This is a genomic window from Pseudonocardia sp. HH130629-09 (assembly GCF_001294645.1).
Classification (GTDB): domain Bacteria; phylum Actinomycetota; class Actinomycetes; order Mycobacteriales; family Pseudonocardiaceae; genus Pseudonocardia.
The window spans coordinates 1,077,873-1,094,088 of sequence record NZ_CP011868.1 but is presented as its reverse complement, the minus strand read 5'-3'; the positions used below and the strand labels follow the sequence as shown (position 1 = coordinate 1,094,088).

At 74.1% G+C, this 16,216-nt stretch carries 8 protein-coding genes and 2 pseudogenes (1 of these 10 running past the window's edge); 5 read left to right on the top strand and 5 right to left on the bottom strand.

The annotated features are described in order from the left end of the window. Positions 1 to 241 precede the first annotated feature (241 nt). Entirely contained in the window at positions 242 to 1,663 is a 1,422-nt protein-coding gene (locus XF36_RS05040; RefSeq protein WP_060711082.1) for an NDP-hexose 2,3-dehydratase family protein, read from the top strand. Further along, the gene (locus XF36_RS05035) at positions 1,660 to 2,667 is read left to right on the top strand and encodes a Gfo/Idh/MocA family protein (protein WP_060711081.1); all 1,008 of its coding nucleotides are present in this window, start codon (positions 1,660 to 1,662) and stop codon (positions 2,665 to 2,667) included. The genes XF36_RS05040 and XF36_RS05035 overlap by 4 nt, the downstream gene beginning before the upstream one ends. Before the next feature lie 100 nt (positions 2,668 to 2,767). On the opposite strand, the gene XF36_RS05030 is transcribed toward XF36_RS05035, so the two are convergent. The 3 genes from XF36_RS05030 to rfbA all read right to left on the bottom strand — a co-directional run bounded on the left by XF36_RS05030 (position 2,768) and on the right by rfbA (position 5,933). Further along, the gene (locus XF36_RS05030; RefSeq protein WP_060711080.1) at positions 2,768 to 4,003 is read right to left on the bottom strand and encodes a nucleotide disphospho-sugar-binding domain-containing protein; all 1,236 of its coding nucleotides are present in this window, start codon (positions 4,001 to 4,003) and stop codon (positions 2,768 to 2,770) included. Positions 4,004 to 4,068: 65 nt separating this feature from the next. Then, on the bottom strand, positions 4,069 to 5,004 hold the full coding sequence (gene rfbB, locus XF36_RS05025) for a dTDP-glucose 4,6-dehydratase (protein WP_060714432.1): 936 nt from the start codon (positions 5,002 to 5,004) through the stop codon (positions 4,069 to 4,071). 53 nt (positions 5,005 to 5,057) lie between these two features. After that, positions 5,058 to 5,933 carry a glucose-1-phosphate thymidylyltransferase RfbA gene (gene rfbA / locus XF36_RS05020; RefSeq protein WP_060711079.1) on the bottom strand — a complete coding sequence of 292 codons (876 nt, stop codon included), beginning with the start codon at positions 5,931 to 5,933 and terminating at the stop codon, positions 5,058 to 5,060. 203 nt (positions 5,934 to 6,136) lie between these two features. Between rfbA and XF36_RS05015 the strand changes: the two genes are divergently transcribed. The 3 genes and pseudogenes from XF36_RS05015 to XF36_RS32900 form a co-directional block, all read left to right on the top strand. Beyond that, complete coding sequence (locus XF36_RS05015) at positions 6,137 to 6,718, top strand: dTDP-4-dehydrorhamnose 3,5-epimerase family protein (RefSeq protein WP_060711078.1); 582 nt, start codon at positions 6,137 to 6,139, stop codon at positions 6,716 to 6,718. Between the two features lie 102 nt (positions 6,719 to 6,820). Continuing rightward, positions 6,821 to 7,678, top strand: coding sequence for a TylF/MycF family methyltransferase (locus tag XF36_RS05010; RefSeq protein ID WP_082375170.1), 858 nt, complete (start codon positions 6,821 to 6,823; stop codon positions 7,676 to 7,678). A 327-nt stretch (positions 7,679 to 8,005) separates the two neighbouring features. Beyond that, positions 8,006 to 8,122: pseudogene (locus XF36_RS32900) on the top strand (IS5/IS1182 family transposase); the annotation flags it as partial. 24 nt (positions 8,123 to 8,146) lie between these two features. Here the strand turns inward: XF36_RS32900 and XF36_RS05005 are convergent. Then, positions 8,147 to 14,551 (bottom strand): annotated as a pseudogene (locus XF36_RS05005) (type I polyketide synthase); the annotation flags it as partial. Between the two features lie 17 nt (positions 14,552 to 14,568). Further along, positions 14,569 to 16,216, bottom strand: the 3' portion of a protein-coding gene (locus XF36_RS05000; protein WP_060711076.1) for a type I polyketide synthase. It continues 26,714 nt past the right edge of the window; 1,648 of the gene's 28,362 nt are visible here — the last part of the coding sequence; the start codon falls outside the window, past its right edge — the gene reads right to left on this strand; its stop codon occupies positions 14,569 to 14,571.

Below are 16,216 nucleotides of genomic sequence, written 5' to 3'. Positions count from 1 at the left end.
GACGGACATTAGGTGCGGGTCCACTGGTCAATTCCCCAGAAGCCGAGGGGACCGCCGGTGCGGGCGGGGGCAACGACTGGTGATTCACCGGTGCGCCGCGTGCGACAACTGACCCGATATCGCGTCCCGCGTGCTGCCCGCCTCCGGGCACGTGCACGTGCCCGACTGTGAGAGGTGTGAGCGGAATGGAACCGAACCCGAGCGAGCAGGGCCACCGCGCGGTCCCGGCCGGAGGGACACCGTGAGCCCGGCACCTCCCGCACTCCGGACCGCCGACCGGACGCTGCCCCGGAGGTTGGCCCGTTCGGCGCTGTGGGACGCCGCCGGTGCCGCGCGGGCACGGGAGTGGATCGCCGAGCGCAACGCCGCGCACCGGCACGACGTCCGACGGATCCCCTTCGACGAGCTCCGGAGCTGGGCGTTCGACCCGGCCACCGGCAACCTGCGACACGACACGGGGCGCTTCTTCAGCGTCGAGGGCCTGCAGGTGCACACCGACCACGGCCCGGTCCGGTCCTGGTCCCAGCCGATCATCAACCAGCCCGAGATCGGGATCCTCGGCATCCTGATGGCCGAGATCGACGGCGTGCTGCACTGCCTGCTGCAGGCCAAGACCGAGCCCGGCAATGTCAACGGTGTCCAGCTCAGCCCGACGGTGCAGGCGACGCGGAGCAACTACACCGGCGTCCACGCCGGCAACGCGGTGCCCTACCTCGAGTACTTCCGCAACCCGGGAGCCGGGCGCGTGCTCTCCGACGTGCTGCAGTCCGAACAGGGCTCCTGGTTCTACCGCAAGCGCAACCGGAACATGGTCGTCGAGGTCGAGGAGCCGTTCGAGGCACACGAGGACTTCCGCTGGATCCCGCTCGGCCAGGTGCACGAGCTGTGCGCCGTGGACAACATCGTCAACATGGACACCCGCACCGTCCTGGCCGGGATGCCCACCGGGTTCGAGGGGATGGCCGGCACCGGGTCCGGTGGGCTCGCCGACGCGCTGGCCCGGTCCTGCGTCGCGTCCAGCGGCGGGCTGCACACCGACGCCGAGGTGCTGAGCTGGATCACCGACCGGCAGTCCGGGCACGAGATCCGCACCGAGCTGATCCCGCTGCACGACGTGGCGCACTGGCGGCGCACCCCCGACCGCATCCGGCACGATCCGGAGAGCTTCTTCAGCGTCATCGCCGTCGCCGTCACCGCGACCAGCCGTGAGGTGGGCAGCTGGACCCAGCCCCTGCTGGAACCGCACGGCGTCGGGCGGGTCGCGCTGCTGGTGGCCCGCTTCGGCGGAGTCCTGCACGCGCTGATGCACGCCCGGGTCGAGCCCGGGTACCTGGAGGCGGTCGAGCTGGCCCCGACCGTCCAGTTCGCCCCCGAGACCTACCGGGGTCTGGGGCTCGCCGCACCCGCGTTCCTCGACGTCGTGGAGGAGGCGGGACCCGGCGAGCGCGTCCTGTTCGACGCGGAGCTGTCCGAGGAGGGTGGGCGCTTCCACCATGCCCGCAACCGCTACCAGATCATCGAGGTGGATCCCGTGCTCGACGACCGCACGACCCCCGACCACCGCTGGCTCACCGTCGCCCAGCTCAACGGCCTGCTCCTGCACAACAACTACGTCAACGTCCAGGCGCGCAGCCTGATCGCCTGCCTGCGGGGCCTCGCGTGACGCGGCCGCTGAGGCTCGGTGCGTTGGGCTGCTCGGAGATCGCCGACCGCAAGGCGCTGCCCGCGGCGACCTCGCTCGGCGAGATCGAGCTGGTCGCCGTGGCCAGCCGGACCCGGCAGCGCGCGGCCGAGTTCGCCGAGCGGCACGGCGGACGGCCCACCGGCTACCAGGAGTTGATCGACGCCCCGGACGTGGACGCCGTGTACGTCTCGACCCCCGCCGCGCTGCACCACCGGTGGACAGCCGCGGCGCTGCGGGCGGGCAAACACGTGCTCTGCGAGAAGCCGCTGACCGACAACCTCCCCGACACCGAGGAGCTGGCCGAGCTCGCCGAAGCACGCGACCTGGTGCTGCGCGAGAACTTCGCGTTCCTGCACCATCCCCAGCACACCGTGGTGGCGGACTTGCTGCGGGCCGGCCAGCTCGGGTCGTTGCGGACCTTCGCCGCGACGTTCGGCATCCCGGAGCTGCCCGCCGACGACATCCGGCACTCCCCCGAGCTGGGCGGCGGGGCACTGCTCGACGTCGGTGTGTACCCGGTACGGGCGGCCCAGCAACTGCTCGAGGGCCCGCTCACGGTCGTCGCGGCGACGAGCCAGGTCGACGACCGGTTCGGCGTCGACGTGTCCGGCCACGTCCTGCTGCACTCCGCCGACGGGGTCGTCGCCGATTTCGACTTCGGGTTCCGGCACCGCTACCGCAACCGGTACCGGCTCTGGACCTCCACCGCGTCGCTGGAGATCGACCGCTTCTTCACCCCGCCCCCGGACCACCGGTCGCTGCTGCGGATCGAGGAGCAGCACACCACCGACACGGTCGTGGTCGAACCGTGTGACCAGTTCCGGGAGTCGCTGCGGTCGTTCGCCCACGCCGCGACCGCGGGGCCGGACCACCGTGACGAGCAGGCCTGGACCGCCGCGGCCCGGGAGACCGCCCGTCTGCTGCAGGAGATCCGCCGGGTCGCGGTCCGACTCCCGGATCCGACGCGCTCCACCGTCGGCTGACGGCACGGGGGCGGGTGACCGTGGTCGCCCGCCCCCGTGCCGTTCCTGCCGTGCCGTTCCTGCTGTCTCGTTCTTGCCGTACGGTGCCGTCCGGGCCGCGCTAACGGGCGGCCAGCGCCTCCAGGTCCGCGACGACCTCGGCCGGGCTGGGCATGGCGGCGCACCGCTGGGCGAGGTCGCGGGCCGCGTCGGCGTAGGACGGCTGCCCGATCAGCTTCTCCAGGGCGCCGCCCAGCGTCGCGGCATCCGCGTCGAGGTTGTGCACGTGCAGGCCGGCCCCGGTCGCGCTCAGTCGCTCGGCGACCATCGGCTGGTCGAACCCGCAGGGCACCGACAGCTGCGGCACCCCCGCGGTCAGCGCGGTCATCACGGAACCGGCACCGGCGTAGTGCACCACCGCGTCGCAGCCCGGCAGCACCAGGCTCAGCGGGACCTCGTGGAACGGACGCACGCCGTCGGGGAGCGGGCCGGCGTCGCGGGCGTCCTCCGGCCGGGCCAGCAGCAGCACCTCGGCACCGAGGTCGGCGGCGGCCCGGACGGCTTGGGGCAGCCGGTTCACGACCGGTCCGAACGTCCTGGTCACCGACCGGCCCCAGATCACGCAGACCCGCGGCCGTCGCCCGTCCGGCTCGGGCAGGTCGAGCGGGGCAGCCCCGGGGCCGTTGTAGGGGACGTAACGGATGCCGGCGTCGCGCCCGGCCACGGCGGTCCGCAGCGGGGGCGGGCAGGGGTCGAGTACGTGGTCGGCGAGGTCGTGGCTGAGCGTCCCGGCGCCGTACCGGGTGAAGGCGTCGGAGAGGTCCTGCGGCAGACCCGCCTGCTCGCCACCCACCGGGGCGAACGCGTCGGCGGTGCCGGCAGGCCCCCACAGGTGCAGCACCGACGGCGCGCCCGTCACCGCGGAGACCAGCGGACCCTCCAGGCTCAGCTGGTCGTGCACGACCAGGTCCGGGGCCCAGGACCGGCCGAACGCGACGGCGGCGTCGGTACCGGCCCGCGACGACGCCACCATGGCGGGCATGTTCTCCGCGTGCCACGCCGCGATGTCGAACCCGGCCGGATCCATCGCCTCCCCGGTGTCGGGGTGGGGCGGCGGCTGCGGGTAGGGCCACGTCCCCTGCAGTAGGCTCATCACGTTGAGCAGCCGGGCGCCACGCAGCAGGTCGAGGCCGTCCAGCGCGGGCACCGGGATCAGTCCCGCCGCGGTCACGTCGGCCTGGTCGGAGGGACGGCAGAGCACGCGGACGTCGTGTCCGGCGGCCCGCATCGCCCAGGCCAGCGGGACCATCGGGAAGTAGTGGCCGGTCCACGAGGAGATGGCGAAGAGCACACGCACGGGAGATCCTTCGTCGGTCGGGAGTGGTCGGTCGGTGTGCAGCGGGCGGGGCCGGAGGGCGGGGCTCAGGCCGCTCCGGACACACTCGTCCGCAGCGGTTCCCACCAGTCGCGGCGGGTGCGGTACCAGTCGACGGTGGCGGCGAGGCCGTCGTCGAAACCGACCTGGGGCCGGTAGCCGAGCTCGTCGGAGATGCGGGTGATGTCGACGCAGTAGCGACGGTCGTGGCCCAGGCGGTCGGTCACCCGCCGGACGGCGGAGGAGTCCCTGCCGGTGGCCGCCAGCAGCCGGTCGGTCAGGTCGCGGTTGCTCAGCTCGGTGCCGCCGCCGATGTTGTACACCTCGCCGTCCCGGCCCCCGTTCGCGACCAGCGCGATCCCGCGGCAGTGGTCGTCGACGTGCAGCCAGTCGCGGACGTGGAGCCCGTCGCCGTAGAGCGGCACGGTCCGGCCCTCGATCAGGTTCGTGACGAACAGCGGGATGACCTTCTCCGGGAACTGGTAGGGCCCGTAGTTGTTCGAGCAGCGCGTCGTGGACACGGACAGGCCGTGCGTGCGGTGGAACGCACGCGCGAGCAGGTCCGACGACGCCTTCGACGCCGCGTACGGCGAGTTCGGCAGCAGCGGGTGGTCCTCGGCGGCGGCACCTTCGCCCACCGACCCGTACACCTCGTCGGTGGACACGTGCACGACACGCTCGACCCGCGCGGCCACCGCCGCCTGCAGCAGGACCTGGGTCCCGACCACGTTGGTGGTGACGAAGTCCGCGGAGCCCGCGATGGAGCGGTCCACATGCGACTCGGCGGCGAAGTGCACGACCAGGTCGGTGCCCGCCGTCTCGCGCGCGACCAGCTCCGGGTCGCAGACGTCGCCGATGACCAGCCGGAGCCGGTCGTCGTCGGACACCGGTGCCAGGTTCGCCCGGTTCCCGGCGTAGGTCAGCTTGTCCAGCACCACCAGCTCGTCCGGCTCGAGGCCGGGCAACGCACCGGTCAGCGCCATGCGGACGAAGTTCGAGCCGATGAACCCGGCGCCGCCGCTGACCAGGACCCGCCTCACGACCGCACCGCCTCGACGGTCTCCAGGACGTACCGCCCGTAGCCGGACCGCTCCAGCCGCTCGCCGAGGACGCGACACTGTTCGACGTCGATGAACCCCATCCGCAGGGCGATCTCCTCCAGGCAGGCGATGTGGGTGCCCTGCCGTTCCTCCAGCGTGCGCACGAACTGACCGGCGTCGAGCAGCGACGGGTAGGTGCCGGTGTCCAGCCAGGCGAACCCCCGCCCCAGGTTGATCATCCGGGCCCGTCCCCGCTCGAGGTAGACCCGGTTGACGTCGGTGATCTCCAGCTCCCCCCGCGCCGACGGCCGGACCGAACCGGCGATCTCGACGACGTCGTTGTCGTAGAGGTAGAGCCCGGTGACCGCCTGGTTCGAGCGCGGCGACGCCGGCTTCTCCTCGATCGAGACCAGCACGCCGTCGGCGTCGATCTCGCCGATCCCGTACCGGTGCGGGTCGGCGACCGGGTACCCGAACAGCACGGCGCCCTTCACCTCGTCGACCGTGCGCTGCAGCAGCGGTGCGAAGCCCGGGCCGTGGAAGATGTTGTCGCCCAGGATCAGCGCGACCGGGTCGTCGCCGATGTGGTCGGCACCGATCAGGAACGCCTCGGCCAGGCCGTTCGGCTCCGGCTGCTCGCCGTAGGTCAGCGAGAGTCCGAGGTGCGAGCCGTCGCCGAGCAGGGCCTGGAAGGCCGGGACGTCACGTGGGGTGGTGATGATCAGGATGTCCCGGATGCCGGCCAGCATCAGCACCGACAGGGGGTAGTAGATCATCGGCTTGTTGTAGACCGGCATCAGCTGCTTGGACACGGCCAGCGTCAGTGGGTGGAGCCGGCTGCCGGATCCGCCGGCCAGGACGATGCCTTTCACTGCGTGCTCCTCGGGGTCGGGAGAGATCGGACGAGGTCTACCAACGCCGGACTGGGAAGAACCCCGGAAGCAGCCGACCCGTGCCGCCGGCGCGACGATGTCTAGGGCAATCCCCTGACCTGCCCCGGAAGCCCCCGGCCGTGCGGATCCCCGCCCTAGCGTTGGGCCCGTCACACGACGAGCGAGCGGAGCGGAGCGGCACGATGGAGATCACCGAGACGGCGGTGCCGGGCGCGTTCCGGATCACCCCGACCCAGATCCCCGACCGGCGGGGCCTGTTCTACGAGGCGTGGCGGATCTCGGACGTCGAGGCCGCGCTCGGCAGGCCGTTCCGGGTCGCGCAGACCAACTTCTCCGTGTCCCACCGCAACACGTTGCGCGGCATCCACGGCACCACCCTGCCGCCCGGCCAGGCGAAGCTGGTGACCTGCGTCCGGGGCGCCGCGCTGGACGTGGTGGTGGACCTGCGGGTGGGCTCGCCGACGTTCGGGGCCGTGGACACCACCCTGCAGGAGGCCGGTTCCGGTGTCGGGGTCTACCTCGGGGACGGCCTGGGGCACGCATTCCTGGCACTCACCGACGACACGTGCATGAACTATCTGTGCGACACCGAGTACGTGCCCGGAACAATGATCGACATTCAGGCGCTCGACCCCGATCTGGCGATTCCCTGGAATCTCACCGAGGACCCGATCCGCTCGGACAAGGACGCGGCCGCGCCGACGCTGTCCGAGGCCGTCGAGCTGGGCCTGCTCACTGCCTACCGCGAGCCGGCCGGCACCTGACCCGGCCCGGACCGCGTTGTTCAGGGAATTCACCAGATCCGGTCGTCCTACAGTTTCGGTGACTGTGCGCCATCCCACCGAACTGCTGCGAAGGAGCAGGAAATGACGATCTCCCCACAGGTCGACGTGGTCGACGTGGCCGACGGACGGGTCACCGGCACCGACCGCTATCTGGATCTGATGAAGAAGGTTCTGACCAACGTCATCTATCCGGACGGGGCCTACGCCCACATCCGGCAGATCGACGATCCCGACTCCACCGAGATGCCCATTCCGGTCGAAGGTCTCGGTGAGCGGCTGCTCGAGTTCGACGCCGACGCCCGCGACGGGGGTCGGGACTGGCCGACGGTGGCCCACACGATGGTCGGGCGGCGGCGGCTGGACAACGTCCACGAGTGCCTCGAGCGGATCCTCGCCGACGACGTCCCCGGCGACGTCATCGAGACCGGCGTCTGGCGCGGCGGGGTGTGCATCTTCATGCGGGCCTTCCTCGTCGCCCACGGTTGTACCGACCGCACCGTGTGGGTGGCCGACTCGTTCGCCGGCCTGCCCCCCGCCGGGGATCGCGACCCCGACCCGGTCGCGGCGATGGGTCACGACGTCGCGACGGTCAACGAACGGATGTTGGCCGTCGACCTGGCGCAGGTGCAGGAGAACTTCGACCGTTACGGGCTGCTCGACGACCAGGTCCGGTTCCTGCCGGGGTGGTTCTCCGACACCCTGCCGACCGCGCCGATCGAGCGGCTGTCGCTGCTGCGCCTCGACGGCGACTGGTACGACTCGACGATGGACGCCCTGGTGAACCTCTACCCGCGGCTGTCCTCCGGCGGGTTCGTCATCATCGACGACTACTGCGTACCGGGCTGTGCCGACGCCGTCACCGACTACCGCGCGCAGCACGGGATCGACGCGGAGATCATCGACATCGACCGGATGGGCGTGTACTGGCGCAAGCCCTGACCGACGACACTCCGACGGGAACGGGCCGCGTCCACCAGGACGCGGCCCGTTCCGTGTCCCCCGGTCCGAGCCGGCGGCTCAGGGGGGCCGAGGCACCCCATGATCACCACCAGTGCAGGGATCGGTGCCGTTTCCGGCACCGATCGGCTCAGACGTGGCGATCATGGCCGGGCGGCCGGGCCGCGGCGCCGCCGGGTGGCGGGGGCGGGCCGGAGCGCGGCTCAGAACGTGTTGTGAAACCGGTGATCGTCCGGCGCGGCGGCGTTGGTGGTCCCACCGGAGTCACCCGGCTCATGACTCGTCGTCGACCAACAGGCAGTGGGCGGTAAGTGTGCTGGTCAGCGGTTGATGTCGGCGCGGTCGGCCGGCGAGCAGCTCCCCGAACCCCGCAGCGAGATCGAGAAGGAAGCCGCCCGCCGGATGTCAGAAGACCTCGGGACCTGACTCACGAGGTTTCACGACACGCTCTCAGGCGCCCGCCGAGCGGCCGAGCTCGTTGTCGATGAAGGAGAACAGGTCCGTGGTGCTGGCCCCGCTCAGCCGGTCACCCACACCGTCGGCGGGCGCGGTCTCCCAGCGGGCCAGCATCCGGCGCAGGCGCGCGGTGACGTCGGCGCGCTCGTCGGCGTCCGGGGCGGCGGCGCCCATGGCCGCCTCGAAGTTCGCGAGCCGGTCGAGCACCGATCCCCCGCCGTCGGGCGACCCGGGGCCGGTCGGCAGCAACTCCGCCAGGTGCTCGGCGACCGCGACCGGCGTCGGTTGGTCGAACACCAGGGTCGTCGGCAGGCGCAGCCCGGTGGCCGCGCCGACCCGGTTGCGCAGCTCGACGGCGGTCAGCGAGTCGACCCCGAGCAGGCGGAACTCCCGGTCGGCGTCGACGGCGTCCGGCGAGGCGTGCCCGAGCACGGCGGCCGCCGCGGTCCGGACCAGGTCGGTCAGCGCGGCGCGGCGGTCGGTCTCGGGGAGGTCGGCCAGTCGCGCGGCGAGGTCGGGGGCCGAGGCCGCCGACCCGGCGGCGGCGCTGCGCCGCCCGCCCCGGACCAGGTTGCGCAGGACCGGGGGCACCGGCCCGGACGGCGCGCCACCGCCCGAGGGCGGTGTGCCGAGCGGCAGGATCAACGCCTCGTCGGAGCCGAGCGCGGCGTCGAACAGGGCGAGTCCCCGCTCGACCGGCAGCGGTGGCATCCCGGCCGCGCCCAACCGGCGGGTCTGACGCTCGCCGAGCGTCGCCGTCATGCCGGCACCCTGTTCCCAGGGACCCCAGGCCAGCGACACCGCGGGCAGGCCGGTGGCGCGCCGGTGCGCGGCGAGCGCGTCCAGGCCGGCGTTCGCCGCCGCGTAGTTGGACTGCCCGGGGCTGCCGATCACCCCGGCGGTGGAGGAGTAGAGGACGAACGCCGCCAGGTCGAGGTGCTCGGTGGCCCGGTGCAGCTCCCAGGCGGCGTCGACCTTCGGGGCCAGGACGGTGTCCAGGCGCTTCGGGGTCATCGCCTCCAGGACGCCGTCGTCGAGGACGCCCGCGGCGTGCACGACGGCGGTCAGCGGGTGGTCGGGGTCGACGCCCGCGACGAGGTCCGCTGCGGCACCGGGTTCGGCGAGGTCGCAGGCCACCACCCGGGCGTCGGTGCCGTGGGCGGCGAGCTCGGCCGCCAGCTCGAGTGCGCCGGGGGTGTCCGGGCCGCGGCGGCCGGCCAGCAGCAGGCGGGACGCACCCCGCACGGACAGGTGGCGGGCGAGCTCGGCGCCGAGCCCGCCCAGACCACCGGTGATCAGCACGGTGCCCTGGGGGTCCTGCTCGCGCGGGACGCGCAGCACCACCGCGCCGGCGTGCCCGGCGCGGGTGACGAACCGGAACGCCTCCGGCGCCCGGCGCACGTCCCACGCGACGCGGGGCAGCGGGTCGAGTGTGCCGTCGGCGAGCAGTCCGAGCACGGTCTCGAGCATCGTGTGGATCCGGTCCGGGTCGACGGTGTCGAGGGCGGACGCGGCGTCGGTGGTGCCGGGCTGCCCGACGGGGTCGTCGGTCGGGCCGAGGTCCAGGACCTGCCCGCCCGGCACCGGCAGTCCGCGGGAGGCGTCGGCGAACCCGTCGGTCGGCGCGTGGAGGACGACGTCGATCCCGGCACCGGCGAGGCTCTCGGCGAACGTGGTGTCACGCGGGGAGGCAATGTGGTCGTCGGCGACACCGAGCCCGCGCAGGATGTCCTGCGTGCCGGGGCCCGCGGTGGCGTACACCTCGGCCCCGAGGTGGTGGGCCAGCTCGATGGCGGCCATCCCGACCGCACCGGCACCGTTGTGCACCAGCACCTTCTGGCCCGCCTGCACCCCGGCCAGGTCGACGAGTGCGTAGTAGGCGGTGAGGAACGCCGAGGGCACCGCGGCCGCCTCCTCGAACGACCACCGGTCCGGGATCCGGGCGAGGAGCCGCTCGTCGACGACGCCGACCGGGCCGAACCCGCCGGACAGCATCCCGGCGACCCGGTCACCCGGGCGCAGGTCGGTGACCAGCAGTCCGACGTCGGTGACGACACCGGCCGCCTCGGACCCGAGCCGCCGCGCGTCGCCACGGTGCGCCCCCAGCGCGGTGCGGACGTCCCGGGGGCCGAGGCCGGCCGCGTGCACCCGGACGCGGACGTCGCGTCCGGTCAGCGGCTCGGTCACCTCCGAGCAGGGCACCAGTGCGAGGCCGTCGGCGTTGCCGCCGCCGGTGGCGTCGAGCCGCCACGGGGTGCCGGCCGGCGGTACCAGTGCGGTGCTCGTGGTGAGCGGCGCGATCCGGGCCGGTCGGGGCACGCCGGCGCGGACGGCGACCTGCGGCTCCTCCGGGTCCAGTGCGGCGACGATCTCGGGCAGGCGCGCGGCGGACTCCGGAGCGGAGTCCAGGTCGACGAGCAGCACCCGGTCCGGGTGTTCGGCCTGTGCCGAGCGCGCGAGCCCCCAGACGGCCGCGGCGGCGGGGTCGGTGACGTCGTCGCCGGGGTCGGTCGCGACCGCGCCCCGGGTGACCAGGACGACCCGTCCGGCGCCGTCCCCGGAGACGAGGTCCTGCAACCGCCGGAGCGCGGCGGCGACCAGCGCGCGGGTGTCGCCCGATCCGGCGGGGCCCCCGGCGAGGGGCACGAGGACCGGACCCGTGTCCGCGGTCTCCGCGGCGTCGGCCGGCCCGGCGTCGGCCGAGTCGTCGCGGTGTGCGACGTGGTGGCCCGCGCCGGTCAGTGCCGGGACCAGGTCGAGCGGGTCCGGGCCGAGCACCGTCACCCGCGTCGGGGCGCGGCCGGGGACGGCCGCGCCGGTGACCCAGTCGAGGCGGAACAGCCCGGACAGGTCGTTTCGGCGCGCCGTCGCCGTCGCGGGGTCGGCGTGGCGCAGGGCCAGTGACTCCACCGAGATCACCGGACCGCCGTCGGGGTCGGCGGCGTCCAGGGTGACCTCGTCGCCGTCGCGGCGCCCGATCCGCACACGCAGCGCGGACGCGCCGGAGGCCGCCAGTGTCACCCCGGACCAGGAGGACGGCAGCAGCGCGGTGTCCTCGTCGTCGTGGGCGGAGCGGATGGCGTGCAGCGCGGCGTCGAACAGCGCGGGGTGCAGCCCGAACGCGCCGGCGTCGTCGACCTCGTCCGGGAGCGCGACGTCGGCGAACACGTCCTCGCCGCGGCGCCAGGCCGCGCGCAGCCCACGGAACACCGGGCCGTACTGCACGCCGGTGTCCGTGGCGTAGAGGTGGTCGATGTCGACCGCGGTGGCGCCCTCGGGCGGCCAGGTCCCGGACAGGTCCGGGTGCGCGGCGCCGCCCGCGGGCGCGCCGCCGGCGAGCGTTCCGGTGGCGTGCCGCACCCACTCGTCGGTGCCCCCGGCCCGGGAGTGGATCCCGATGTCGCGACGCCCGTCGTCGGCGGGGGCGCCGACGCGCAGCTGCAGGTGGGTCGCGGCCGCGCCGTGCAGGACGAGGGGCGCGGCCAGGGTGAGCTCCTCGACGCGCTCGCAGCCGACCTCGTCGGCGGCCCGGATCGCGAGCTCCAGGAAGCCGGTGCCGGGCAAGGCCACGGCCCCGCCGACGACGTGGTCGGCCAGCCACGGGTGGGTCGCGGTGGACAGGGCCGCGGTGAGCACGACGTCGCCGGTGCCGGCGACCGGCACGGTGGCCCCGAGCAGCGGGTGTCCGGCCGGGGTCAGCCCGAGACCGGCCGCGTCGGTCGCCGCGCTGCCGCCACGGGCCCAGAACCGCTCGTGCTCGAACGCGTAGGTGGGCAGGTCGACGGGGGTGGCGCCAGTGAAGAACCGTGCCCAGTCGACGGTGGCGCCTGCGGTGTCCAGGCGGGCGAGCGCGGTGACGACCGAGGTCTCCTCGCCCTGGTCGGGGTGCAGTGCCGGGACGGCGATGTCGGCTCCCGCCCCGGCGGCCAGCGCGGAGAGCGTGGTGTCCGGGCCGATCTCGAGCAGGGTGTGCACGCCCTCCTCGGTGAGGGTGGTGAGGGCGTCGGCGAAGCGCACCGTGGCGCGGACGTGCTCCACCCAGTAGGCGGGATCGGTGACGTCGTCGCCGGTGCGCCCGGCAACGGTGGAGATGATCGGGATCTGCGGCGCGGCGAACTCCAGGCCCGCCACCACCGCCCGGAACTCCTCCATCATCGGCGCCATCAACGGCGAGTGGAACGCATGCGAGGTCGCCAACCGCTTGGTCCGCCGGTCCGCGAACCGGCCCACCAGCGCGTCCACCTCGGACTCCGCACCCGAGACCACCACCGACGACGGCCCGTTCACCGCAGCGATCGATACTCCCCCCGTCAGCAGCGGCGTGACCTCCTCCTCGGTGGCCGCGACCGCCACCATCACGCCACCGGCCGGCAGCGCACCCATCAACCGGGCACGCGCCGACACCAGGGTCGCCGCATCGGCCAGCGAGAACACCCCCGCCACGTGCGCGGCCGCGATCTCCCCGATCGAGTGCCCGACCAGGTGATCCGGGACCACACCCCACGACTCGACCAGCCGGAACAACGCCACCTCCAGCGCGAACAACGCCAGCTGCGCCACACCGGTGTCGTTCAACGCACCGGCATCGTCACCCCACATCACCTCCCCCACCGCGGGATCCAGGTGCGCACACACCTCGTCGAAGGCTCGCGCGAACACCGGGAACCGCGCGTGCAGCTCACGCCCCATCCCGAGCCGCTGCGAGCCCTGACCGGCGAACAGGACGCCGAGCTGGGCGTCGCGGCGGGCGGTGCCCTGCGCCGCGGCCGGTGCGCCGTCGAGCCAGCCGGACAGGGCCCCGGCCAGCGCGGACGTGTCGTCGCCGACGACGGCGAGCCGGTGCGGGAACCGGGTGCGTGAGGTGGCGAGCGAGTACCCGACGTCCGACGCCGCGGCCGCTGCGCCGTCCAGGGCGCGGTGCAGGCGCCCGGCCTGGGCCCGCAGCCCCGACGCGGTCGGTGCGGACAGCAGCCACGGCACGGTGCGCGCCGGGCCGTCGGCCGGGTCGACCGCCGGGTCGCCGGCCGGGTCGAGGGCCGGTGCCTGTTCCAGGACGACGTGGCTGTTCGTGCCGCTCACACCGAACGAGGAGACCGCCGCGCGGCGCGCCCGTCCGGTCTCGGGCCACGGTTCGGCGTCGGTGAGCAGGCGGACGGCGCCGGAGTTCCAGTCCACGTGGGAGGAGGGCGTGTCCGCGTGCAGGGTCGCCGGCACGGTCCCCCGCCGCATCGCCTGCACCATCTTGATCACGCCGGCGACGCCCGCGGCGGCCTGGGTGTGGCCGATGTTGGACTTCACCGAGCCCAGCCGCAGCGGCTGCGCGGGGTCCCGGTCGCCGTAGGTGGCCAGCAACGCGCGGGCCTCGATCGGGTCGCCGAGCGGCGTCCCGGTGCCGTGCGCCTCCACCACATCGACGTCGGCCGCCCTCAGCCCGGCGGCGGCCAGTGCCGCGCGGATCACCCGCTGCTGGGCACGGCCGCTGGGGGCGGTGAACCCGTTCGACGCTCCGTCGGAGTTGACGGCGCTGCCGCGGACCACCGCCAGCACCGGGTGCCCGCGCCGGCGGGCCTCGGACAACCGCTCCAGCACCAGCACTCCGACGCCCTCGGCCCAGCCGGTGCCGTCGGCGTCGTCGGAGAACGCCTTGCAGCGCCCGTCCGCGGCGAGGCCGCCCTGACGGCTGAACTCCAGCAGCGAGCCGGGCGTGGACATCACGTTCACGCCGCCGGCCAGCGCCAGCGAGCACTCCCCCGCCCGCAGCGCGTGCGCGGCCAGGTGCAGCGCCACCAGCGACGACGAGCACGCCGTGTCCACGGTGACGGCCGGGCCCTCCAGCCCGAAGGTGTAGGACAGCCGTCCGGAGGTGGCGCTGGCGGCGATACCGGTGCCGACGTCGCCGTCCGCGTCGGCCAGGGAGCGGACCACCAGGTAGGCGTAGTCCTGGCCGTTCGTGCCGGTGTAGACGCCGGTCGGGGTGCCGCGCAGCGACGTCGGGTCGATCCCGGCCCGTTCGATCGCCTCCCACGACACCTCCAGCAGCAGCCGCTGCTGCGGGTCCATCGTGCGGGCCTCGCGGGGCGAGATGCCGAAGAAGCCCGGGTCGAAGTCGGCGACGCCGTCCAGGAAGCCGCCCTGTTGGCTGACGCTGGTGCCGCGCTCGTCGACGCCGCCGTCCTGCAGTGCCGACAGGTCCCAGCCGCGGTCGGTGGGGAACCCGGTGACCGCGTCCCGCCCGGACTCGACGAGGTCGGCGAGGTCCTCCGGGGAGTTCACCCCGCCCGGGTAGCGGCAGCCCATGCCGATCACCGCGATCGGTTCGGAGGCGGCCCCGGCGAGGCGCCGGTTCTCCCGGCGCAGACGCTCGCCCTCCTTCATTGAGGCGCGCAGGGCATCGGCCAGCTTGTCCTGGGACGTGGTCATCGTGCGCTCCGGTCCTCGTCGTGCTCGTTGTCCAGGGCAGCGCGGACGAGGTCGTCGATCGCCATGCCATCGATCGCCATGTCGTCGATCGCGCCGTCGTCGCCGTCCGGGCCGTGAGCGGCGGCGTGCCCGTTGCCGCCCGCGTGCCCGTTGCCGTTGCCGTTGGCGGCCGCGTGGCCGTTGCCGTTGCCGGCCGTGTGGCCGTCGGCGGCTGCGTGCCCGTTGCCGCCCGCGTGGCCGTGGGTGGGGCTGCCGGCGAGTGCGAGCACCGGGTCCAGCAACCCGGACTCACGCAACAGCTCCAGCGGCACGCTCGCCAGCAGTGCCCGGATCCCGGCCTCCTCGGCCTCCTGCGCGTCCGGCCCCGGGTCCGATCCGCTGTCGGGTCCGCTGCCGGACCCGCTTCCGAGCTCGGTGCCGATGTGGTCGGCGAGCTCACCGGGCGTCGCGTGGTCGAAGACCAGCGTCGCCGACAGGCTCAGCCCGGTCGCCGCGCCGAGCTGGTTGCGCAGCTCCACCGAGGCGAGGGAGTCGAAGCCCAGATCGCGGAACGCGCGGTCCGGCCCGATCTCGTCGGCACCGCCGTAGCCGAGGATGTCGGCGGTACGGCCGCACACGAGCTCCAGCAGCGTCCGCCGGCGCCGCGCCGGGGACAGTCCGGCCAGCTTCTCCCGCAGCGACGGGCCACTGTCGGTGCCCGCGGGCTCCGGTGTCGTGGCCGCCAGATCGGCGTAGCCGGGCAGCTCGCGCAGCAGCGGGCTCGGGCGGGCCGCGGTGAACGTTCGCACGAACCGCGCCAGGTCGACGTCGGACACGACCGCGGTGGCCTGATGTCCCCCGGCCAGCCGGCGCAGCGTCGCCACCGCGCGGTCCGGGTCCATCGGTGTGACGCCGGTGCGCCGCGACACCTCCTCGGCGTCGGCACCGGCCGCCATCCCGGCACCGCCCCAGGCCCCCCAGGAGATCGACGTCGCGGCCCGGCCGGTGGCGCGGCGACGCTCGGCCAGCGCGTCCAGCACGGCGTTGGCCGCGGCGTAGTTTGCCTGCCCGGCGTTGCCGACCGCGGCCGAGGCCGAGGCGAACAGGACGAACGCGTCCAGGTCGCCGGTCAGCTCGTCGAGCAGCAGCGCCGAGGTGACCTTCGACCGGAACACCGCGGCGAACCGTTCGGGGGTGAGGCCGTCGAGGACGCCGTCGTCGAGCACGCCCGCGGTGTGCACGACGGCGGTGAGCGGCCGCTCGTCACCGACACCGTCGAGCAGCGCGGTGAGCTGCGTGCGGTCGGCGACGTCGCACGCCGCGACCGTGACCTGTGCGCCGAGCCCGGTGAGCTCCGCGACCAGATCGTCCGCACCCGGTGCGTCCGGCCCGCGGCGCCCGGCGAGCAGCAGGTGCGGGGCCCGTCCGTCGTCGCTGCGGGTCGTGGCCAGGTGCCGCGCGACCTGCGCACCGAGTGCACCGGTGCCGCCGGTGATCAGCACGGTGCCGGTCGGCTCCCAGGCCGTGTCGTCGTCGCTGTCCCCGGCCGCGACGAGCCGGCGGCCGAACGCCGCCGACGCCCGGATCGCGACCTGGTCCTCGTGCTCGTGGCCGGCCAGGATCGCGGCCAGCCGCGCGGCGACGGCGTCGTCGATGTCACCCGCT